The organism is Pseudomonas idahonensis, from assembly GCF_037903935.1.
Lineage (GTDB): Bacteria > Pseudomonadota > Gammaproteobacteria > Pseudomonadales > Pseudomonadaceae > Aquipseudomonas > Aquipseudomonas danubii.
Genome location: NZ_CP149586.1, coordinates 476,231 through 497,238 on the forward strand (window position 1 = coordinate 476,231; position 21,008 = coordinate 497,238).

The following is a 21,008-nucleotide window of genomic DNA, read 5'->3' on the forward strand; positions in this document are numbered from 1 at the left end:
CAGCCCAGCATTCAAACAGATGGAATTAGAAAATGCCCTCTAAACAGTCGGAGGCTTGAGTTAGAGCATCAGCTTGATGACGGACTGATTCGGATCGCGGGTTTTTCCGGCTGCTTTGAGCTCCGCCAGATAATCGTTCCACAGATCGTCCTGGCGCAGCGCCAACTGATACAGGTATTCCCAGGTGAACAATCCGCTGTCATGGCCATCATCGAAGGTCAATTTCAGTGCGTACTGGCCAGCCGGTTCAACCTTGCTCAGGCCCACGCCTAGCTTGCCGAACTGGAGGATGGGTTTGCCGTGGCCCTGGACCTCGGCGGAGGGGGAGTGCACCCGCAGGAATTCTGCGGGCAACTGATAGACCTCGTCTGGCCCATAGGTCAGGGTCAGGGTTTTCGAGGCTTTATGCAGGTTGATGCCGGTGGGGAGTTTGCTCATGACCTGTAGTCCTTCCGGTAGCAGCCGGCCTGTCGGCGATCGGGTTTGGCCCTATCGCCGACAGGCCGGCTCCTACGTGGGTAGTGAAGGCTTAAAGGATATAACGGGACAGGTCTTCGTTCTGCGCCAATTCGCCCAGGTGGCTGTTGACGTAGGCAGCATCGATGCGTATCGGCTCTTCGTTATGGGCGCTGGCCAAGTCACCGGCGCTGAACGATACCTCTTCCAGCAGGCGCTCGAGCAGGGTGTGCAGGCGACGGGCACCGATGTTCTCGGTCTTCTCGTTGACCTGCCAGGCAATCTCCGCCAGGCGCTTGATGCCGTCGGGCAGGAACTCGATATTCAGGCCCTCGGTCTTCAACAGCTCTCGGTACTGCTCGGTCAGCGAAGCATGGGGCTCGCTGAGGATGCGCTCGAAGTCTTCCGGCGACAGTGCCTTGAGCTCCACACGGATCGGCAGGCGGCCTTGCAGCTCTGGCACCAGATCGCTGGGCTTGCTCAGGTGGAAGGCGCCGGAGGCAATGAACAGGATGTGGTCGGTCTTGACCATGCCCAGCTTGGTGTTGACGGTGCAGCCCTCGATCAGCGGCAGCAGGTCGCGTTGTACGCCTTCGCGGGACACGTCGACGCCGCCGGAATTGCCGCGCTTGGCCACCTTGTCGATCTCGTCGATGAACACGATGCCATGCTGCTCGACGGCCTCCAGGGCCTTGGCTTTGAGTTCCTCATCGTTGACCAGGCGGCTGGCTTCTTCGTCGCGCACCAGCTTCAGCGCTTCCTTGACCTTGAGCTTGCGGCTCTTGCGCTTGCCCTTGCCCATGTTGGCGAACAGGCTTTGCAGCTGGTTGGTCATTTCTTCCATGCCTGGTGGCGCAGAGATGTCGACACCACTGATTTCCGCTACTTCGATCTCGATTTCCTTGTCGTCCAGTTGGCCTTCGCGCAGGCGCTTGCGGAACAGCTGGCGAGTGTTGGAGTCCTGGGCTGGCGCTTCATCGCCGCCAAAACCCGTGCGTGCCGGTGGCAGCAGGGCATCGAGGATGCGTTCTTCGGCGGCGTCTTCGGCGCGGTGGCGAACCCGGATCATCTCCTGTTCGCGGAACATCTTGATCGCCGCGTCGGCCAGGTCACGAATGATCGATTCAACGTCGCGGCCGACATAGCCGACCTCGGTGAATTTAGTGGCTTCGACCTTGATAAAGGGGGCATTGGCCAGTTTGGCCAGGCGCCGGGCGATTTCGGTCTTGCCGACACCGGTCGGGCCGATCATCAGGATGTTCTTGGGGGTTACTTCAACGCGCAGCTCGGCCGGTAGCTGCATGCGGCGCCAGCGGTTACGCAGAGCGATAGCGACGGCGCGCTTGGCATCGTCCTGGCCGATGATATGGCGGTTGAGTTCGTGGACGATTTCGCGGGGTGTCATGGACATAGTAATTGGCGGTCCTCAAGCAAGAATGAATGCCGTGGCGCGAGCGCCGTAACAGGCTTATTCCGCGAGATCCTGCTCCTCGATGGTTTGAGTGTGGTTGGTGAATACACAGATGTCGCCGGCGATACCCAGGGCGGTCTCGACGATTTCACGGGCCGACAGGTCGGTCTTCTTCAGCAAGGCGCTGGCTGCGGCCTGGGCGTAGGCGCCGCCGGAACCCATGGCGATCAGGCCGTCTTCGGGCTCAACCACGTCGCCGTTGCCGGTGATGATCAAGGAAGCGTCCTTGTTGGCGACAGCCAGCATGGCTTCCAGGCGGCTGAGGGAGCGATCGGTGCGCCATTCCTTGGCCAGTTCAACAGCGGCTCGCACCAAGTGACCCTGATGTTTCTCCAGCTGGCCTTCGAAGCGTTCGAACAGGGTGAAGGCGTCAGCGGTGGCCCCGGCAAAACCGGCGATCACCTGGCCGTGGTACAGGCGACGGACTTTTTTCGCGTTGCCTTTCATCACGGTGTTGCCGAGAGATACCTGGCCGTCGCCGCCCATGACGACTTTGCCGTGGCGGCGGACTGAAACGATGGTGGTCAAGGGGAAGTCTCCACACAGCGGGGCGAAAGTGCCCTGATGGAAACTCATATGGGGGTGGCTGAGCGTTTTTCAACTGGAGGCTGTAGCGGGGGACCGGCGGTCTTTGTTGCAAGTTGCAAGCGCTTCGCGGGCAAGCCCGCTCCTACCGCGCGTTGTGCAGGAGTGGGCTTGTTCGCGATCAATCGTGTAGCCGTCGGCTTAGCGGCTCTGGCGCTGTTGTAACAGCAGGTTGCTGAAGCCGGCGCCGGCCAGTTGTTTCTGGGCCACGGTCAGTTGTTCACGGTTGCTGAACGGCCCCACCAATACCCGGTACCAGGTTTCGTCCTTCACCGTGCCGGATTCCACCGCCACCGACTGGCCCAGCAGGATGATCTGCGCCCGTACCTTGTCGGCATCGGCCTGCTTGCGGAACGAGCCGGCCTGGAGGAAGAACTTGGTCACCGGCGCCGCCTTGGCCACCGGTGGCGCTGGCGGTGGGGTGATGCCGGCCAGGGCCGCCTGGGCCCTGGCGGTGTCGATCTTCGCCGCTTCCGCCGGGGTCACCGGGGTGGTAGGCACCGGTGGCACTTGCGGCGTCGGCAGGGTTTTCTCCGGCACGGCCTCGGGCGGCACTATCACTTCCGATTCCGGCAGCAGGGTATAGAAGTCGTACTTGGGCTTCACCGGTTGCTGCGGGCTTGGCGGGGTCTTGTTGGCCTCGGCGATCTTGCTGGCTTTCTGCTGTTCGATCTTCTCGCGCTTGACGCTGTCGCCGCCCTTGCCTGGTTCGAGCTTCATCAGGAATACGATGAAGGCGCCAATGGTCAGGCCGATGGCCAGCCACAACCAGCCTGGAATCGGCTTCTTGGCCGGGGCCTGGTAACGGCTGGCGCCACGCTTGGGTGCAGGTTTTTTCTTGGCAGCCAACTTACATTTGCTCCAGGACTTTGAGGCCCAGCAGTTCCAGACCTTGCTTGAGGGTGCGACGGGTCAGTTCGGTGAGGCGCAGGCGGCTGTGCATCTGCGTCGGCGTCTCGGCCGCCAGGATCGGGCAGTTCTCGTAGAAGCTGGAGAACAGCCCGGCCACGTCGTACAGGTAGGTGCAGAGGATGTGCGGCGTGCCCTTGTCGGCGACGTTGTTGAGGATCTCGCCGAACTGCGCCAGCTTGGCCGCCAGCTCCAGTTCCTGGGCCGCGTGCAGTTCGATCTGGCCATCGACTTCGCTGAAGTCCTTGCCCAGCTTGCGGAACACACCGGCGGCGCGGGTGTAGGCGTACAACAGGTAAGGGGCGGTGTTGCCTTCGAAGTTGAGCATCAGGTCGAAGTTGAAGCTGTAGTCGCTGGTGCGGTGCTTGGACAGGTCGGCGTATTTCACCGAGTCGATGCCCACTACCTTGGCAATGCTGCGTAGGTCGGCTTCCGGCAGTTGCGGGTTTTTCTCTTTGACCAGGGCGTAGGCGCGTTCTTCGGCTTCGGTCAGCAGGTCGATGAGTTTTACGGTGCCGCCGTCGCGGGTTTTGAACGGACGGCCGTCAGCGCCGTTCATGGTGCCAAAGCCCATGTGTTCCATCTCCATCGGATGGGTCACGAAGCCGGCCTTGCGGGCGACGGCGAACACTTGCTGGAAGTGCAGGGCCTGGCGCTGGTCGACGAAGTACAGGGCGCGATCAGCCTTGAGCTTGCCACTGCGGTAGCGCACGGCGGCCAGGTCGGTGGTGGCGTACAGGTAGCCGCCGTCGGCCTTGACGATGATCACTGGCAGCGGTTCGCCTTCGGCGTTCTTGAACTCGTCGAGGAACACGCACTGGGCGCCGTTGCTCTCCACCAGCATGCCCTTGGCCTTGAGGTCGTTGACCACATTGATCAGGTCGTCGTTATAGGCGCTTTCGCCCATGACGTCGGCCATGGTCAGCTTGACGTTCAGCAGCTCATAGATCTTCTGGCAGTGAGACAGGGAGATGTCCTTGAACTTGGTCCACAGCTCCAGGCAGTCCGGATCGCCGGCTTGCAGCTTGACCACCAGGCTGCGGGCACGGTCGGCAAAGGCTTCGGATTCGTCAAAGCGTTGCTTGGCGGCGCGGTAGAAGTTCTCCAGGTCGGACAGCTCGTCGCTGGTGATCGGGTTCTCTTCCAGGTAGGCCATCAGCATGCCGAACTGGGTGCCCCAGTCGCCGACGTGGTTCTGGCGGATCACGGTATCGCCGAGGAACTCCAGGACCCGCGCCACGCCGTCGCCGATGATGGTGGAGCGCAGATGGCCGACGTGCATCTCTTTGGCCAGGTTAGGCGCCGACATGTCGACCACGGTGCGTTGTGCCGGGCTGGCCTTGCGCACGCCCAGGCGTTCGTCGCCAAGGGCGGCGTCCAGGCGCGCGGCCAGGGCCTGGGTGTTCTGGAAGAAGTTGATGAAGCCCGGGCCGGCGATTTCTGCCTTGCTCAGGTCTTCATGGGCCGGCAATGCGGCAATGATTTTTTCCGCCAGGTCGCGAGGCTTCATGCCGGCGGGCTTAGCCAGCATCATGGCGATATTGCTGGCGAAGTCACCGTGGGTCTTGTCGCGAGTGTTTTCGACCTGGATCGCCGGCGTCAGGCCTTCTGGCAACACACCTTCGGTGACGAGTTGGGTGATGGCTTGCTGGATGAGCTGGCGAATGGTGTCTTTCATGGTCTTCTCGTTCGACCGCTGGCGCGGCGGCGCTTCGGTGCGCGGGTGGAAAAACTGGGCATTATCCGTTGCTGAAGCGGGCTTGCCAACTATAGAGGGCTGCTGAGGGATCGGTGGTGGCTACTGGGTCCCGTCCGCGGGCGAGCCTGCTCTTGTGGGTGGGTTGCTATCTATCGTGGGAGCCGGCCTGCTCGCAAAGGCGCGATGTTGATCAATACAAATCCACCGGGTCCACATCCAGCGACCAGCGCACCTGGCGCCCGCTGGGCATTTGCTCCAGCACCAGCAGCCAGCTGCTGAGTAGCCGGTGCAGCGGTGCCCGGGCGTTGGCCTGCAGCAGCAATTGTGCACGGTAACGTCCGGCGCGCCGCTCCATCGGCGCCGGCACCGGGCCCAACAGTTCGATGCCGCCCAGGTTCTGTTCCGTCAGCAAGCGCTCGGCTTCGCTGCAGGCTTCGTCCAGAAAACCTTCGGCCTGGCCTGGCTTGTGGGCTTCGGCCCGCAGCAGCGCCAGATGGGCGAAGGGTGGCAGGCCGGCGGCGCGGCGCTCGCTCAGGGCCTGCTCGGCAAAGGCGAAGTAGCCCTGTTCGGTCAGTTGCACCAGTAGCGGGTGGTCGGCGAGGTGAGTCTGGATGATCACCTTGCCCGGTTCTTCGGCGCGTCCCGCGCGCCCGGCCACCTGGACGATCAGTTGCGCCATGCGCTCGCTGGCACGGAAGTCGCCGGAGAACAGGCCGCCGTCGGCATCGAGGATCGATACCAGGGTGACCCGGGGGAAGTGGTGCCCCTTGGCCAGCATCTGGGTGCCCACCAGGATGCACGGATGACCTTTCTGGATGGTGGCGAATAGTTGGTTCATCGCGTCCTTGCGTGAGGTGCTGTCGCGGTCCACCCGTAGTACCGGGTAGTCGGGGAAGAGTATTCCCAGGCGTTCTTCCGCCCGCTCGGTTCCGGCGCCCACGGGGCGCAGGTCGACCTTGCCGCATTGCGGGCAGTGCCGCGGCACCCGTTCCACATGGCCGCAATGGTGGCAGCGCAACTCGCCGGAGCGCTGGTGCACGGTCATCCGAGCATCGCAGCGCTGACATTCAGACATCCAGCCGCAGTCATGGCAGAGCAGGGTCGGAGCGAAGCCCCGGCGGTTGAGAAACACCAGCACTTGCTGCCCGGCGGCCAGGGTCTGACCGATGGCTTGTTGCATGGGGCCTGAAATACCGCTGTCCAAGGGGCGACTCTTCACATCCAGGCGCAGGAAACGTGGCTGTTTGGCGCCACCGGCCCGCTCGTTCAGGCGCAGCAGGCCATAGCGACCGGTGTAGGCGTTGTGCAGGCTTTCCAGGGATGGGGTGGCCGAGCCCAGGACAATCGGGATGTTTTCCTGGCGTGCCCGCACCAGTGCCAGGTCCCGGGCGTGGTAGCGCAGGCCTTCCTGCTGTTTATAGGAGCCATCGTGCTCCTCGTCGATGATGATCAGCCCGGGATTCTTCATCGGGGTGAACAGGGCCGAGCGGGTGCCGATGATGATATCGGCTTCGCCATCCCGGGCCGCGAGCCAGGCGTCCAGGCGTTCCCGATCATTGACCGCCGAGTGCAGCAGGGCGATGCGTGCGTTGAAACGTTGCTCGAAGCGCGCCAGGGTTTGCGGCCCCAGGTTGATCTCCGGGATCAGCACCAGCGCCTGCTTGCCGGCTTCCAGGGTCTCGCGGATCAGTTGCAGGTAGACCTCGGTCTTGCCGCTGCCGGTGACGCCAGCCAGGAGAAAGGCGTGATAACTGTCGAACCCGGCGCGGATGGCCTCGTAGGCGGCGCGCTGCTCGCTGTTGAGCGGCAACTCGGGCTGGGCCAGCCAGTGTTCGTGGCGCACGCCCGGAGCGTGCTTGCGTACTTCCACCTGCACCAGGTCCTTGGCCAGAAGCAGATCCAGGCTGTCCTTGCTCAGCATCAGCTTGCTCAGCAATGCATGGGGCACGCCATGGGGATGCTGGGCCAGGGTTGCCAGGGCTTCACGCTGGCGCGGGGCACGGGCGATGCGTGGGTCGTCAAGGCGGGCGCCAGGGGCAATCGACCAGAAACGCTCCTGGCGGGCCTCGGCCAGCTCTCCCTGGCGCAGTAGCACCGGCAGCGCCCAGCTCAGGGTGTCGCCCAGGCTGTGCTGATAATACTGGGCGGTCCACAGGCACAGCTTGAACAGGGCGGGTGGCAGTGGCGGGGTGGGGTCCAGCAAGGCCAGCGCCGGCTTGAGTTTCTCGGCCGGGACTTCGCTGTGATCCGCCACTTCCACCAGAATGCCGATCATTTCCCGACGGCCGAACGGCACCCGCAGGCGCATGCCCGGGTGCAACTGGGTGCGCAGCACGCCGGCGGGTGCACGGTAGTCGAACAAGCGGCGCAGGGGCGAAGGCAGGGCGAGGCGCAGGATGGCGTCGGGCACGCGGGAAAATCTCGTTGAGCGGACAGTAAATAAGCCCCGGAGCCTAACAGAGGCGCTCTGGAGTGTCCTGCACAAGCGTGTACGGCTCCGGTTCCTGCGACCTTTGAGCTGTGCCGGGACGGCCGTCGTCGCTCACGGAACGGCAAACCGGGTGCTGTCAAGGCTGCTCGGGGTTTTTCTGATGGAGTGCAGTCAGGATCTCTTGCGCGATTGACGGGGTCTGGTAGAATTCGCGCCCTAATTCGTGCGGTATTCAACAATAGTGTTGGGTGGCGGCACGCTAGCCTGAGGAATACACCATGAAAGCCGATATCCATCCAGTATACGAAGCCATTACCGCCACTTGCAGCTGCGGTAACGTCATCGAAACTCGCTCCACCCTGGCCAAGCCTCTGAGCCTGGACGTGTGCAACGAGTGCCACCCGTTCTACACCGGTAAGCAAAAGACTCTGGACGTTGGCGGTCGTGTCGACAAGTTCAAGTCGCGCTTCGGTGCTTTCGGCGCAACGAAAAAGGCCTGAGGCTGATCGTTCTGGAAAGCCGTTACCGACTTTCCTCGCTGATGAAAAAGGCGTCCCTAGTGGGCGCCTTTTTTGTGTCTGCGATTTGGCTGACCACCGCCGAGGCGTTTTGCCCGGTACCGAAGGGACTGATTCCTGCAACCGTGCAGCGGGTGGTGGATGGCGACACGCTGCGCCTCAAGGATGGCCGCAGCGTACGCATGATCGGCCTCAATGCGCCGGAGCTGGCCGCTAAAGGGCGGTCGGCCGAGCCTTTCGCGGTGGCGGCGCGGCAACGCTTGCAGCAATTGGTGACGCTGAGTGGTGGTCGAGTCGGTTTGTTGCCCGGGCGTGAGCGGCGTGATCGCTATGGCCGGACCCTGGCTCATGTCTATGGTGCCAATGGCATCAACTTTGAGGCGCGCTTGATCGCTGAAGGGCTGGCCTACCAGATTGCACTGGCGCCGAACGTCGCCCTGGTGGCTTGTCAGCAAGCCGCTGAAAAACATGCGCGCCGAGCCGGGCTGGGGCTCTGGCGGCGTTCACCTGTACTGAAAGCGGAGCAGATTCGCGGTTCGGGTTTTGTTGTGCTTGAGGGGCGTGTGAGCAAGGTGCGGCGCAATCGCGGGGGTGTTTGGATCACATTGCGGGGCGCGGTTGTATTGCGCATTGCACCCAATGTCCTGGAGCGTTTTGATCGTCGCTGGCTCAAGGGGCTTTCGGGGCAGCGAATCGAGGCTCGCGGCTGGGTGGTGGAGCGCTCGCGTCGAGAGGGTTCCACATCGGGTGGGGCGCGCTGGATGTTGTCAGTGACCGACACTTCCATGGTCAGACGTCTCTGATAAAGAAAAATTGTAGACATTTTTTAATTGGATTGTGAACAGTTGAAAGCCTTGTGCACCGTGGCTCTTGGCCCAAAGTCGTACGCTACAGGCCTTGACAGGGGTGACTGGGCAGTCTTGTAGGGACTATGCGACACGCGTATCCTCGGCGGTCCGTCTGTCCAACAGTAAAAAGCGGAATGCCCACATGTCTGATTTGAAAACTGCCGCTCTCGAATATCATGCCAATCCTCGTCCAGGAAAGCTGAGTGTCGAGCTCACCAAGGCCACTGCTACCGCTCGTGATCTGGCGCTGGCCTACAGCCCCGGCGTAGCCGAACCGGTACGCGAAATCGCTCGCGATCCGGAACTGGCCTACAAGTACACCGGCAAAGGCAACCTGGTTGCCGTCATTTCCGATGGCACCGCGATTCTCGGCCTGGGTAACCTCGGCCCACTGGCCTCCAAGCCTGTGATGGAAGGCAAGGGCGTACTGTTCAAGCGTTTCGCCGGCATTGATGTATTCGACATCGAAGTCGACTCCGAAAGCCCGCAAGCCTTCATCGACACCGTCAAGCGCATCTCCATCACCTTCGGTGGCATCAACCTGGAAGACATCAAGGCCCCAGAGTGCTTTGAGATCGAACGTGCTCTGATCGAGCAGTGCGACATTCCGGTCTTCCACGATGACCAGCACGGCACCGCGATCGTGACCGCAGCCGGCATGATCAACGCCCTGGAAATCGCTGGCAAAACCCTGTCCGACGCCAAGATCGTCTGCCTGGGTGCCGGTGCTGCCGCCATCTCCTGCATGAAACTGCTGGTGAGCATGGGTGCGCAGATCGAGAACATCTTCATGGTTGACCGTACCGGTGTGATTCACTCCGGCCGTGACGACCTGAATCAGTACAAGGCCGTGTTTGCCCACGCTACCGACAAGCGCACCCTGGCCGATGCCCTGCAAGGCGCCGACGTGTTCGTGGGTCTGTCCGGTCCGAACCTGCTGAGCGCTGAAGGCCTGAAGTCCATGGCGCCGAACCCGATCGTGTTCGCCTGCTCGAACCCTGATCCGGAAATCGCTCCAGAGCTGGCTCACGCCACCCGTGATGACGTGATCATGGCCACTGGCCGTTCGGACTACCCGAACCAGGTGAACAACGTTCTGGGCTTCCCGTTCATCTTCCGTGGTGCCCTGGACGTTCGCGCCAAGCGCATCAACGAAGAAATGAAGATCGCTGCAGCCAACGCCCTGCGTGAACTGGCCAAGCTGCCAGTGCCTCAGGAAGTGTGCGACGCCTACGGCGGCATCAAGCTGGAATTCGGTCGTGAGTACATCATTCCGAAGCCAATGGATGCCCGCCTGATCACCGTGATCTCCGATGCCGTGGCCAAGGCTGCCATCGAGACCGGCGTTGCGACCCTGCCGTATCCGAAGAACTACCCGCTCAAAAGCGTGGATGATGTGTTCAACGGCTAAGCTGTTGTAGCGTCATGCAAAAAGCCCCGGCTCTCGCGAGCCGGGGCTTTTTTTGTGGGCGCTTTGCGCCCTGTCATGGCCTTGCCTTAGGAGCGGGCTCGCCCGCGAAGAGGCCGATAAACCAGGTAAGACACCCATCGACCTTCGCTGGCCAGTCGGCCCCAGCAGACCTAGAACAGATCGATCGGTGCCGCCTCGTCCGCCGGCAACGGGCTGCCCGGAGCGACCCCATTGCCCAGCTCGTTGACTGAGGGCGGAGTGTCTTCGCTCTTGAACAGCTCGAAATAGGCATTCGGCGTGCCTGGGGTGGCCGCGCGGCCGCTGACCGGGTCCACCCGCAGGCTGAGGATGCCTTCCGGCTCCGCCTGGGTGTGCGCCGGCTTGTCCTTGAGGGCGGCGCCCATGAAGTTAATCCAGATCGGCAGAGCCACAGTGCCGCCGTACTCACGGCGTCCCAGGCTTTCCGGCTGGTCAAAGCCGGTCCACACGGTGGTCACGTAGTCAGCGTTGTAGCCGGAGAACCAAGCGTCCTTGGATTCGTTGGTAGTACCGGTCTTGCCGGCCAGGTCCGTACGGCCCAGGGACAGGGCCCGGCGTCCGGTGCCCAGCTTGATCACGTCCTGGAGCATGCTGTTGAGGATGTAGGTGGTGCGCCCGTCGATGATCCGCTCGGCGACCGCGGGGGTCTGCACGGGGGCCTGGATCGGATTTTCGCCCGCCACGGTATTGACCGTGAAGCTGTGTTCCGGCGCCGCAATGCCGCTGCTGGTGGTATCCCCGGTGGGGACGCTGGGCGGGTTGGCGCTGAACAGCATCTCGCCGTTGCGGCTTTCGATCTTGTCGATGATGTATGGGGTGATCTTGTAGCCGCCGTTGGCAAAGGTGCTCCAGCCAGTGGCGATCTCCATGGGCGTCAGGGTCGCGGTGCCCAGTGCCAGGGACAGGTTGCGCGGCAGGTCCTGCTTGTTGAAGCCGAACTTGCTGATGTAGTCGATGGTGTGGTCCACACCCATGCTCTGTAGCAGGCGGATCGATACCAGGTTGCGCGACTTGTACAACGCTTCACGCATGCGGATCGGGCCGAGGAAGGTGTTGGTGTCGTTCTTCGGACGCCAGACCTTGTCCAGGTACTCATCGACAAACACGATCGGGGCGTCATTGACCAGGCTGGCCGCGGTGTAGCCATTGTCCAGGGCTGCGCTATAGACGAACGGCTTGAAGCTCGAGCCGGGTTGGCGCTTGGCCTGCATCGCACGGTTGTAGTTGCTCTGCTCGAAGGCAAAGCCCCCCACCAGCGCACGGATCGCGCCGTTTTTCGGGTCCAGGGTCACCAAGGCGCCTTGGGCGACCGGAATCTGGCTGAACTTCAGCGAATTGTCCGGCTGACGCTGTACGCGAATCAGGTCGCCGACCTGAGCCACGTCCGCCGGCTGGCGAGGGACGGCGCCCATGCTGTTGGTGTTGAGGAACGGCCGGGCCCATTTCATGGTGTCCCAGGCCACGTGCTCCTCGCCGTTGCGAGTCAACACTTGTACGCCGTTCTTCTCGATCTGGGTGACGATCGCCGGTTCCAGGCCGCTGATGGTCCGCTGCTTGGTCAGTTCGGTGGCCCAGGCCGCCTGAGTCTTGCCTGGCAGGCGGGACTCAGGCCCACGATAGCCGTGGCGCTGGTCGTAGGTCATCAAGCCTTCATGGACCGCGGTGTTGGCCATTTCCTGCAGATCGCTGGGCACCGTGGTGGTGACTCGGAAACCTTCGGTATAAGCGTCGCTGCCATAGCGGCCAACCATTTCGGCACGGGCCATCTCGGCGATGTACGGCGCGCTCACTTCCGGTGTCGGCACGTGATAGCTGGCGTTCAGCGGCTCGTTGATGGCTTCGGTGTAGGCCGCTTCGGTGATCTTGCCGAGCTTGTACATGCGCCCCAGGATCCAGTCACGACGCTCCTTGCTGCGCGCCGGGTTGGCCAGGGGGTTGAAGCGCGATGGGGCCTTGGGCAGGCCGGCGATCATCGCCATCTGCGCCAGGCTCACGTCGCGAATGGACTTGCCGTAATACACCTGGGCCGCAGCCTCGATGCCATAGGCGCGGTTGCCCAGATAGATCTTGTTGACGTACAGCTCGAGGATCTCGTCCTTGGTCAACTGCCGCTCGATCTGCAGGGCCAGGAGGATTTCGGTGGTCTTGCGCGAGAAGCTGCGCTCGCTGCTGAGGAAGAAGTTTTTTGCCACCTGCATGGTGATGGTGCTGCCGCCGGACTGGATGTGTCCGCTCTTGACCAATTGGGTCGCAGCGCGCATCAGGCTGCTGGGGTCAACTCCGTAATGGTTAGCGAAGTTGTCGTCTTCAGCACTTAGTAACGCATTGATGAAGTTGGGGGGAATTTCGGCGAAACGTATAGGGGTACGGCGCATTTCGCCAAATTCTGCGATCAACTTGCCGTCGCTGCTGTACACCCGCAGAGGAATCTGCAACTGGATACTTCTCAAGGCCTCAACCGAGGGAAGGCCGGGACTAAGATAGAGAAACGCACCGGAGAGGGCGAGAAGCAGCCCGCAGAACACAGCGACGATGGACCACCCGAAAAACTTCAGCAGACGAATCAAGGCTTTTGGATTTCCAGAGAAAGGAATGAATTAGGCGTCAGGGCATTCAAGGTATTCAGGGACCGACCTACGCAGCAGGAAAGCGGAAAAAAAACGCTGCGCATTATAAGCATTTTCCGCCGAGAGCGTCATTTGCCCGTCTGTCAAGACGTGGCGAACGAGTGCAATTGAGCTCAGGAAGTTCGTAAGTTACGGATAGTCATAGGGAAATGATCGTGCTTGGACTCTTCAGCAAAAAGTCGGGTTCCCTGCTGGGGATCGACATCAGTGCGACATCGGTCACGCTTCTGGCTCTGAGTCACCAGCGGCGCAGCTATCGAGTCGAGGCCTATGCCAGGGAAGACCTGGCTTCGGACCCGTTCGGGGCCGATCCCGAGGCGCTGGCCAGGGTGTTGTCCCGGGCCTGGCTCAAGAGCGGCAGCCGTCGCCGGGATGTGGCTGTGGCGGTGTCGGGCGAGGCAGTGATCAGCAAGCTGATCGAGATGCCGGCCGGGCTCGGCGACGATGAGCTGGAACATCAGCTCCAGCTGGAGGCGGCCCAGTACATTCCTTATCCCCTGGAGGACGTGGCCATTGATTTCGAGGTCCAGGGCGCCGTGCCCGGTGATCCCCAGCGGGTTCAGGTGCTGCTGGTGGCCTGTCGCAACGAGGATGTCGAAGCCCTGGAAGCGCCAATGACCCTGGCAGGCCTGACGCCAAGGGTGGTGGATACCGCGCCCCTGGCCCTGCAGCGTTGTCTGGCAATGCTGACGGAGTCGTTGCCGTCTGCATCGCCCTTGGCCGTGGCGCTACTGGACATAGGTGCGGATATGACCACGTTCTGCGTGATGCACGGCCAGCGAATCATCTATAGCCGGGAGCAGTTGTTTGGCAGTCGACAGCTGACCCAGGCGTTGGAGCACCGCTACGCGCTAACCCTGGATCAGGCGTTGCTGGCCGAGCGCCAGGGCTGTTTGCCCCAAGGTTGTGCCGAGGACACGCTGCGGCCGTTCGAGCAAGCGTTGTTGCAGCAGGCGCATCGTTCCTTGCAACTGTTTGCCGAATCGCCGCAACAACAGCCTGTTGAGCGGTTGCTGCTGGCCGGTGACGGCAGCCGCTTGACCGGTCTTGATGGTCGGCTAGCAGAACAAGTGGGAATCGTCACAGTCATCGCCGATCCGTTCGTCAGCATGTCCATTGCTCCCCATGTGGATGCCCGAGCGCTTGCTGAACAGGCGCCGTACCTGCTGCGTGCCTGCGGTCTGGCCCTGCGAGGGTTTGATTGATGGCCGGCATCAACCTTCTTCCCTGGCGCGAGGCCGCACGAGCGTTGCGCCGCCGACGTTTCCTCCAGGCATTGGCGGCAATGCTGGTGCTGGGCGTAGGGCTTGTGCTCCTGGCCGATGCCTGCATCGACCGGCTGATCGGTCGGCAACAGGCTCGCAACCAGTATCTCAGGCAGGCGACGGCTGGCCTGGATAACCAAATTGCCACCATTCACCAACTCAAGGTCCAGCGTCAGCAACTGGTGGAGCGCATGGGGATCATTGAGGACCTGCAAGGCAGTCGCTCGGCCAGTGTGCGGATTTTCCAGCAATTGGCCCGCAGCCTGCCCGCTGGCTTGTACTTTACCGAGGTGGGTCTGCTAGGGCAGAGCCTGAGCATTAGTGGGGCCGCGGAGTCCAATCAGCGGGTGTCCGAGTTGATGCGCAATCTGCAGTCCGCCGAGGGGTTTGCCGCACCCAGTCTGACCGAGGTAAAGCATGTTGTGGCGGCGGATCAGGGGTTGGGCAATCTGTTTCGGCTCAACGTTGGGTGGATGCCCTTGCTGCCGCAGGAGGCCCCGCGATGAGCCTGGGACATTGGTTGGCGCAGTTGCGTAGTACCGATCTACGTGAGCTGGAACTGAGCAACCTCGGTTGCTGGCCCGGGTCGATCAAGGCGCTGCTGGCGGTCTTGCTTCTGCTACTGCCCCAGGTGGCGGGCTATAGCTTTTACCTGAGTCCGCATCTGGAGACGCTGGGGCAACTGCGCCGGGAGGAGCATCGATTCAAGCTGCAGTTCGCTGACAAAGCTGGAAAGGTCGCCAATCTTGAGCGCTACCGTGAGCAGCTTGGGGCCCTGCAGGACAGCTTCTCTCTGGTGGTGCGCCAGTTGCCCAGCGAGACCGAGGTCCCAGGACTGCTGGAAGACATCAGTCGCATGGGGCAGGACAGCAGCCTGGCGTTCGAGGAGATCAAGCTGCAACCGGAGGTGGTCCGGGAGTTTTATGTCGAGCTGCCAATTCAGATCGCGGTCACTGGTGCCTATCACGACCTGGCGACTTTCGTCAGTGGCGTCGCCGGTCTGCCGAGAGTCGTCACCTTGCATGATTTTCAGATCAAGCCCGTGGACAGGGGCAATTCCACACAACTGCGCATGAGCATCGAGGCGCGGACCTACAGGTATGACAGTCGGGAGCCTCACTCATGATCGGTTCGCGTTGCTGGGTGTTCGGTTGTTTCTGTGTGGCACTGCTGGGATGTGAAGGTGGCGCTGAATTTGCCGACCTGGATGCCTACATGAGTGAGGTGCACCTGCAATCACCGGGGGCGATTGATCCGCCTCCGGTCATGCGCTCCTACCCCTCGGTCACTTATGGCGCCAGCGCGCTGCGCAGCCCATTTCAGCCACCCCAAAGAGTCGAGCAGATCACTGCTCGACAGGGCGCTAGTGCTGTCCGGCCCAATTCGCGGCGGGTCCGGCAACATCTTGAGGGCTTCGATATTGAGCAGTTGCAAATGGTCGGGACTCTGTCCCGTGCCTCCGGCCGCTTTGCGCTGTTGCGCAGCGCAGGCGGTGTCTTTCCCTTGCAGGTCGGTGATTACCTGGGGCGAAACGAGGGCCGGATCGTGGCCATCAGCGAGTCCCGGGTGGACGTGGTGGAAATTGTCGCCGATGGAGCGGGAGCCTGGCAGGAGCGGCCGCGAACACTGTCTCTGAAAAAACACTCTTAAGTGGAATCTGCAAAATGAACAGGACTGTTTCAGCCTTCGGTGTGGCGCTATGGATAGTGCTGCTGGCATCGCTGGTTGGCGCCACCGCGCTCAGGGCCTTCGCCTCTGAAGAGCACAATCGATTTGCCAGCAGCCCCCCGCTTGAGCCGGAAAACATTGGCGTTTCAGGTGAGGGCGCAATGCGTCTGCCCGGTGAAAAGCTTTCGCTGAATTTCCAGGACATCGAGGTGCGCGCGGTGTTGCAACTGATCGCCGATTTCTCCGGGCTCAATCTGGTGGCCAGTGACACCGTGCAAGGCAATATCACCTTGCGCTTGCAGAGCGTGCCCTGGGACCAGGCTCTGGATCTGGTACTCAAGACCAAGGGGCTGGATAAGCGCAAGGTCGGGAACGTTTTGCTGGTGGCTCCGGCGGATGAGATCGCGGCCCGCGAGCGCCAGGAGCTGGAGTTGCAGAAGCAGTTGGAAAACCTGGCGCCCCTGCGCCGGGGTCTGCTGCAGGTCAATTACGCCAGGGCTGCGGATATCGCCAGGCTGTTCCAGTCCGTGACCGGTACCGAGGAGAAGGCTGGCGAACGTGGCTCCATCACCGTGGATGAGCGCACCAACAACATCATTGCCTACCAGACCCAGGAGCGCCTCGATGAGCTGCGGCGCATGGTCATTCAGCTGGACGTCCCGGTGCGTCAGGTGATGATCGAGGCGCGAATCGTCGAGGCCAACATCGACTACGACAAGAGCCTGGGCGTGCGCTGGGGCGGCTCGGTGCAAAACAGGGGCAACTGGAATGCTTCCGGGGTGCAGAGCGGCGCCAAAGGCTCTTCGACCATCGGCACCCCGGGCAGCAGTGGCAGCAACTCGCCTTTCGTCGATCTGGGTGTCACGGCCAACACCTCGGGCCTCGGCATTGCCTACATCACTGACAGTGTGCTGCTGGACCTGGAGCTGACCGCCATGGAGAAGACCGGCAACGGTGAAATCGTGTCCCAGCCCAAGGTGGTCACCTCCGACAAGGAAACCGCGAGGATTCTCAAGGGCACCGAAATTCCCTACCAGGAAGCCAGTTCCAGTGGCGCCACTTCGGTGTCGTTCAAGGAAGCCTCGCTTTCTCTTGAGGTGACGCCGCAGATCACCCCGGATAATCGCATCATCATGGACGTCAAGGTCACCAAGGATGAGCCGGACTACCTGAACAAGGTTCAGGATGTGCCGCCGATCAAGAAGAACGAGGTCAATGCCAAGGTCCTGGTCACTGATGGCGAGACCATCGTCATCGGTGGGGTTTTCTCCAATACCCAAAGCAAGGTTGTAGATAAAGTGCCATTTCTTGGCGATGTGCCGTATCTTGGCCGCCTTTTCCGGCGTGACGTGGTGTCGGAGAAAAAATCCGAGCTGCTGGTATTTCTCACTCCGCGTATCATGAACAACCAGGCGATTGCTGTGAGTCGTTGATTCTGTGCGAAATTTGATTCTTGTTGGGCCGATGGGGGCTGGAAAAAGCACCATAGGCCGCTTACTGGCCAAAGAGCTGCGCCTGCCATTCAAAGATTCCGATAAGGAAATTGAACTGCGTACAGGCGCGAATATTCCGTGGATCTTCGATAAAGAAGGCGAGCCGGGCTTTCGCGATCGTGAGCAGGCAATGATCGCCGAGCTCTGTGGCACCGACGGCGTGGTCCTGGCTACCGGCGGTGGTGCGGTGATGCGCGAAGCCAATCGTCGGGCGCTGCATGCCGGTGGACGCGTGGTCTATCTGCACGCTTCGGTGGAACAGCAGGTAGGGCGCACCGCCCGGGACCGCAATCGTCCCTTGCTGCGCACCGCCGATCCGGCCAAGACCCTGCGCGACCTGTTGGAAATCCGTGATCCGCTTTATCGGGAAATCGCCGACCTGGTGGTGGAAACCGATGAGCGGCCGCCACGAATGGTGGTGCTGGACATACTCGAGCGCCTGCAGCAGCTGCCACCCCGTTAATGCGTCGAGCGAAATGCGCTATTCTCGGCGTCGCGCCATGACCGCCAAGGTGTGGCGCAGAGCTATCGGGCAGCGTCAGAAGACCAGACGAGGCCCATCGTCAATACAAGGCACAACGCCTGCTTCCATCTTCACTGTGGGGACACATGCAGACACTTAAGGTCGATCTAGGCGAGCGCAGCTACCCGATTCACATTGGTGAAGGACTGTTGGACCGGCCCGAGCTGCTGGTGCCCCATATCGCCGGGCGGCAAGTGGCGATCATTTCCAATGCGACCGTTGCGCCGCTGTACCTTGAGCGTTTGACCCGCAGTCTGGCGCAGTTTTCGGTGATTTCGGTGGTCCTGCCCGATGGCGAGGCCTACAAGAACTGGGAAACCCTGCAACTGATCTTCGACGGCCTGCTCACTGCGCGCCACGACCGTCGGACCACCATCATTGCCCTCGGCGGCGGAGTGATCGGCGACATGGCCGGCTTCGCCGCAGCCTGCTATCAGCGCGGCGTGGACTTTATCCAGATTCCTACCACCCTGTTGTCCCAGGTGGATTCCTCGGTGGGGGGCAAGACGGGCATCAACCACCCCCTGGGCAAGAACATGGTTGGCGCTTTCTATCAGCCGAACGTGGTGCTGATCGATACCACCAGCCTCAATACCCTGCCGAACCGTGAACTGTCGGCGGGCCTGGCGGAAGTGATCAAGTACGGCCTGATCTGCGACGAGCCGTTCCTGACCTGGCTGGAAGAGAATGTCGATCGCCTGCGGTCCCTGGACCAGCAGGCGCTGACCTACGCCATCGAACGCTCTTGCGCGGCCAAGGCTGCGGTGGTCGGTGCCGACGAGCGTGAATCGGGGGTGCGTGCCACCCTCAACCTGGGCCATACCTTCGGCCATGCGATCGAGACTCATATGGGCTACGGTGTCTGGCTGCATGGTGAGGCGGTGGCTGCTGGCACCGTAATGGCCTTGGAAATGTCCGCGCGCCTGGGCTGGATCACCAGCCAGGAGCGTGACCGCGGTATTCGCCTGTTCCAGCGCGCGGGCTTGCCGGTCATCCCGCCTGAAGAGATGACCGAAGCGGACTTCCTCGAACATATGGCAATTGACAAGAAAGTGATCGACGGTCGTTTGCGTCTGGTGCTGTTGCGCCGCATGGGCGAAGCCGTAGTGACCGACGATTATCCGAAAGAGATTTTACAGGCCACGCTGGGAGCGGATTACCGCGCCCTGGCTCAGCTTAAAGGTTAATAAGATCCCGATGACTAGTTTGCACGCCGACGAGGCTTTCCTCGGCCATTACCAGTTGAGCCATGATCCTTTCGCTCCCCGGGTCCCTGGCTTCAAATTCTTTCCTGCCCAACGCAAGCCTGTGCTGGGGCAGTTGCATCACTTGGCACGTTACAGTCAGCTGCTGCTGGTGGTTACCGGCCCTCAGGGCAGTGGCAAGACGCTGTTGCGTCAGGCTCTGGTCGCCAGTACCAACAAGCAATCGGTGCAAAGCGTGGTGGTTTCCGCCCGCGGCGCCAGCGATGCTGCCGGAGTGTTGCACCAGGTAGCCCAGGCCTTGAACGTGGCCCAGGCCGAGATCGGCGCAATCCTCGCCCAAGTGGTGCAACTGGCCCTGACCGGTCAGGAAGTCTACCTGCTGGTGGATGATGCCGAGCAGCTTGACGAGTCTGCACTTGAGGCCCTGCTGGCCCTGGCGGCAGGCGCTCCGGAAGGTCGCCCTCATGTATTCCTGTTCGGCGAGTCGTCGCTGATCGCGTCCCTGGATCAGTTGAGCGCCGAGGAAGAGCGCTTCCACGTCATCGAATTGCAGCCATACACCGAAGAGGAAACCCGTGAATATCTGGCTCAGCGCCTCGAAGGCGCGGGTCAGGGCATCGAACTTTTCTCCGCAGATCAGATCAGTGATATTCACGAAAGCTCCGATGGCTGGCCGGGCAACATCAACCAGGTCGCCAGGGATGCAATGATCGAAGCCATGATCGCCAGCCGCTCCGCGGTCAAGCGTCCAAGTATGGGGTTCAACATGCCGAAGAAACACGTATTGGCCATTTCCGCTGTAGTGGTTGTGGCCCTGGCTGCAGCCTGGTTGATGCCGGGTCGCAGTAAGGCGCCAACCACCGGGGCTCCGGCCAGCGAGCAAGCGCAACTGCCCCTCGGGCAGACACCGACACCGAATGCCAATGGCAGTCCATCGGTGGAATTTGCCGGCTCGTCTCAGCCGATGCCGCTGCCGTTGGTCGGCCAGTCGCAACCGGTCATGCGCGGTCCTCTGGCTGAAGCCGCAGGCGGTATCACCGAGGGCGACGATGGGGTTCCTGTGGAAGGCTCCAGCGCCGTTCCGCCAACCGTAACCACCACCGCGCCACCTGCTGGTGCAGTGGCCAGTCCTGCACCGACTCCGGCCCCGACCCAGGTCGCCACCGCCAAGCCGACCCCTGCGCCCAAGCCGGTAGAGAAACCGGTTGCTGCCAAGCCTGCTCCGGCCGCCAAGCCAGCGGAAAAGCCGGTCACTGTAGCCAAGGCTGCCGGTGGCAGTTGGTACGCCGGACAAGCGCCAGGCAACTATGTGGTGCAGATTCTCGGCACCAGCTCGGAAGCCGCCGCGCAGAATTTTGTTAAGGAACAGGGCGGCGAATACCGCTACTTCAAGAAAGTCCTCAACGGCAAGCCGCTGTATGTGATCACCTACGGCAACTTCGCAAGCCGCGATGCAGCGGTCAGCGCCATCAAATCCTTGCCAGCGAAGGTTCAGGCTGGTAAACCTTGGCCTCGCACTGTCGCTAGCGTTCAACAAGAACTGGCAACAACTCGCTGAAGATTCGGCGGCCTTACCCAGGCCGCCTCTCCCGGCAACCTCAAATTTCCGCATCGGCATGCTGCCTTACAGGCCGCGTGCCTTGTGGTGTCTGCGTCACAGTAGTTTTTGAGTCGCGGCAGTCAAAAGCAAAACTTTTTGACTAGCACAGCATATCGCTTTAAAACGTTCATAAATGCGACATGAATTTGCGACAGATCGTCGTCAAATTTGTGGGGCTTTGTGTCGGTGTGTACAATGACCTCCCTTTTGCCCCCGCAAAGCTGGCGTACGTTCGGCGTGGACGGTAAGTGGTTGAATTG

Annotated in this window: 17 protein-coding genes and 1 pseudogene; 11 read left to right on the forward strand and 7 right to left on the reverse strand. The window is 61.6% G+C overall.

Annotation, left to right across the window (positions count from 1 at the left end):
- Positions 1 to 60: 60 nt before the first annotated feature.
- From WIN67_RS02170 to WIN67_RS02195, 6 genes are all read right to left on the reverse strand, one after another.
- Positions 61 to 438: a gamma-butyrobetaine hydroxylase-like domain-containing protein gene (locus tag WIN67_RS02170; protein ID WP_102862793.1), complete on the reverse strand. Its 378-nt coding sequence runs from the start codon at positions 436 to 438 to the stop codon at positions 61 to 63.
- 91 nt (positions 439 to 529) lie between these two features.
- Positions 530 to 1,867 (reverse strand): ATP-dependent protease ATPase subunit HslU, encoded by a 1,338-nt coding sequence (hslU, locus tag WIN67_RS02175; protein ID WP_110595389.1) that lies wholly within the window; start codon positions 1,865 to 1,867, stop codon positions 530 to 532.
- Between the two features lie 57 nt (positions 1,868 to 1,924).
- Positions 1,925 to 2,455, reverse strand: coding sequence for an ATP-dependent protease subunit HslV (hslV, locus tag WIN67_RS02180; protein WP_003186641.1), 531 nt, complete (start codon positions 2,453 to 2,455; stop codon positions 1,925 to 1,927).
- A 198-nt stretch (positions 2,456 to 2,653) separates the two neighbouring features.
- Positions 2,654 to 3,361 carry an SPOR domain-containing protein gene (locus tag WIN67_RS02185; protein WP_016962745.1) on the reverse strand — a complete coding sequence of 236 codons (708 nt, stop codon included), beginning with the start codon at positions 3,359 to 3,361 and terminating at the stop codon, positions 2,654 to 2,656.
- A gap of 1 nt (position 3,362) precedes the next feature.
- Positions 3,363 to 5,099, reverse strand: a complete 1,737-nt coding sequence (gene argS / locus WIN67_RS02190; protein WP_339070578.1) for an arginine--tRNA ligase — start codon at positions 5,097 to 5,099, stop codon at positions 3,363 to 3,365.
- A 211-nt stretch (positions 5,100 to 5,310) separates the two neighbouring features.
- Entirely contained in the window at positions 5,311 to 7,530 is a 2,220-nt protein-coding gene (locus WIN67_RS02195) for a primosomal protein N' (RefSeq protein WP_110595390.1), read from the reverse strand.
- Between the two features lie 299 nt (positions 7,531 to 7,829).
- On the opposite strand from WIN67_RS02195, the gene rpmE reads away from it, so the two are divergent.
- From rpmE to WIN67_RS02210, 3 genes are all read left to right on the forward strand, one after another.
- Positions 7,830 to 8,051, forward strand: a complete 222-nt coding sequence (gene rpmE / locus WIN67_RS02200) for a 50S ribosomal protein L31 (RefSeq protein WP_011058815.1) — start codon at positions 7,830 to 7,832, stop codon at positions 8,049 to 8,051.
- A 41-nt stretch (positions 8,052 to 8,092) separates the two neighbouring features.
- Positions 8,093 to 8,872 (forward strand): thermonuclease family protein, encoded by a 780-nt coding sequence (locus tag WIN67_RS02205; protein WP_339070579.1) that lies wholly within the window; start codon positions 8,093 to 8,095, stop codon positions 8,870 to 8,872.
- 187 nt (positions 8,873 to 9,059) lie between these two features.
- Complete coding sequence (locus WIN67_RS02210; RefSeq protein WP_102862798.1) at positions 9,060 to 10,328, forward strand: malic enzyme-like NAD(P)-binding protein; 1,269 nt, start codon at positions 9,060 to 9,062, stop codon at positions 10,326 to 10,328.
- Positions 10,329 to 10,498: 170 nt separating this feature from the next.
- On the opposite strand, the gene WIN67_RS02215 is transcribed toward WIN67_RS02210, so the two are convergent.
- A complete protein-coding gene (locus WIN67_RS02215) occupies positions 10,499 to 12,931 on the reverse strand; it encodes a penicillin-binding protein 1A (RefSeq protein ID WP_181430795.1) in 2,433 nt (810 codons plus the stop codon).
- A 218-nt stretch (positions 12,932 to 13,149) separates the two neighbouring features.
- On the opposite strand from WIN67_RS02215, the gene pilM reads away from it, so the two are divergent.
- The 8 genes and pseudogenes from pilM to WIN67_RS02255 all read left to right on the forward strand — a co-directional run bounded on the left by pilM (position 13,150) and on the right by WIN67_RS02255 (position 20,706).
- On the forward strand, positions 13,150 to 14,199 hold the full coding sequence (pilM, locus tag WIN67_RS02220; RefSeq protein WP_339070580.1) for a type IV pilus assembly protein PilM: 1,050 nt from the start codon (positions 13,150 to 13,152) through the stop codon (positions 14,197 to 14,199).
- Positions 14,199 to 14,765, forward strand: coding sequence for a PilN domain-containing protein (locus WIN67_RS02225; RefSeq protein WP_110595393.1), 567 nt, complete (start codon positions 14,199 to 14,201; stop codon positions 14,763 to 14,765). The genes pilM and WIN67_RS02225 overlap by 1 nt, the downstream gene beginning before the upstream one ends.
- On the forward strand, positions 14,762 to 15,385 hold the full coding sequence (locus tag WIN67_RS02230) for a type 4a pilus biogenesis protein PilO (RefSeq protein WP_339070581.1): 624 nt from the start codon (positions 14,762 to 14,764) through the stop codon (positions 15,383 to 15,385). Before WIN67_RS02225 ends, WIN67_RS02230 begins: the two co-directional genes overlap by 4 nt.
- Positions 15,382 to 15,909: a pilus assembly protein PilP gene (locus WIN67_RS02235; RefSeq protein ID WP_110595394.1), complete on the forward strand. Its 528-nt coding sequence runs from the start codon at positions 15,382 to 15,384 to the stop codon at positions 15,907 to 15,909. The genes WIN67_RS02230 and WIN67_RS02235 overlap by 4 nt, the downstream gene beginning before the upstream one ends.
- A 191-nt stretch (positions 15,910 to 16,100) precedes the next feature.
- Positions 16,101 to 17,360: pseudogene (locus WIN67_RS02240) on the forward strand (type IV pilus secretin PilQ); the annotation flags it as partial.
- Positions 17,361 to 17,364: 4 nt separating this feature from the next.
- A complete protein-coding gene (aroK, locus tag WIN67_RS02245) occupies positions 17,365 to 17,883 on the forward strand; it encodes a shikimate kinase AroK (protein ID WP_011058824.1) in 519 nt (172 codons plus the stop codon).
- A gap of 146 nt (positions 17,884 to 18,029) precedes the next feature.
- The gene (gene aroB / locus WIN67_RS02250; RefSeq protein WP_102862804.1) at positions 18,030 to 19,130 is read left to right on the forward strand and encodes a 3-dehydroquinate synthase; all 1,101 of its coding nucleotides are present in this window, start codon (positions 18,030 to 18,032) and stop codon (positions 19,128 to 19,130) included.
- A 10-nt stretch (positions 19,131 to 19,140) separates the two neighbouring features.
- The gene (locus tag WIN67_RS02255) at positions 19,141 to 20,706 is read left to right on the forward strand and encodes an SPOR domain-containing protein (RefSeq protein ID WP_265074080.1); all 1,566 of its coding nucleotides are present in this window, start codon (positions 19,141 to 19,143) and stop codon (positions 20,704 to 20,706) included.
- Positions 20,707 to 21,008 lie beyond the last annotated feature (302 nt).

Coding starts and splice junctions, on each gene's coding strand:
- argS (WP_339070578.1), bottom strand. CDS start 5,099: ATGAAAGACACCATTCGCCAGCTCATCCAGCAAGCCATCACCCAACTC.
- WIN67_RS02255 (WP_265074080.1), top strand. CDS start 19,141: ATGACTAGTTTGCACGCCGACGAGGCTTTCCTCGGCCATTACCAGTTG.
- WIN67_RS02225 (WP_110595393.1), top strand. CDS start 14,199: ATGGCCGGCATCAACCTTCTTCCCTGGCGCGAGGCCGCACGAGCGTTG.
- WIN67_RS02210 (WP_102862798.1), top strand. CDS start 9,060: ATGTCTGATTTGAAAACTGCCGCTCTCGAATATCATGCCAATCCTCGT.
- rpmE (WP_011058815.1), top strand. CDS start 7,830: ATGAAAGCCGATATCCATCCAGTATACGAAGCCATTACCGCCACTTGC.
- hslU (WP_110595389.1), bottom strand. CDS start 1,867: ATGTCCATGACACCCCGCGAAATCGTCCACGAACTCAACCGCCATATC.
- aroB (WP_102862804.1), top strand. CDS start 18,030: ATGCAGACACTTAAGGTCGATCTAGGCGAGCGCAGCTACCCGATTCAC.
- WIN67_RS02230 (WP_339070581.1), top strand. CDS start 14,762: ATGAGCCTGGGACATTGGTTGGCGCAGTTGCGTAGTACCGATCTACGT.
- WIN67_RS02205 (WP_339070579.1), top strand. CDS start 8,093: ATGAAAAAGGCGTCCCTAGTGGGCGCCTTTTTTGTGTCTGCGATTTGG.
- WIN67_RS02170 (WP_102862793.1), bottom strand. CDS start 438: ATGAGCAAACTCCCCACCGGCATCAACCTGCATAAAGCCTCGAAAACC.
- WIN67_RS02235 (WP_110595394.1), top strand. CDS start 15,382: ATGATCGGTTCGCGTTGCTGGGTGTTCGGTTGTTTCTGTGTGGCACTG.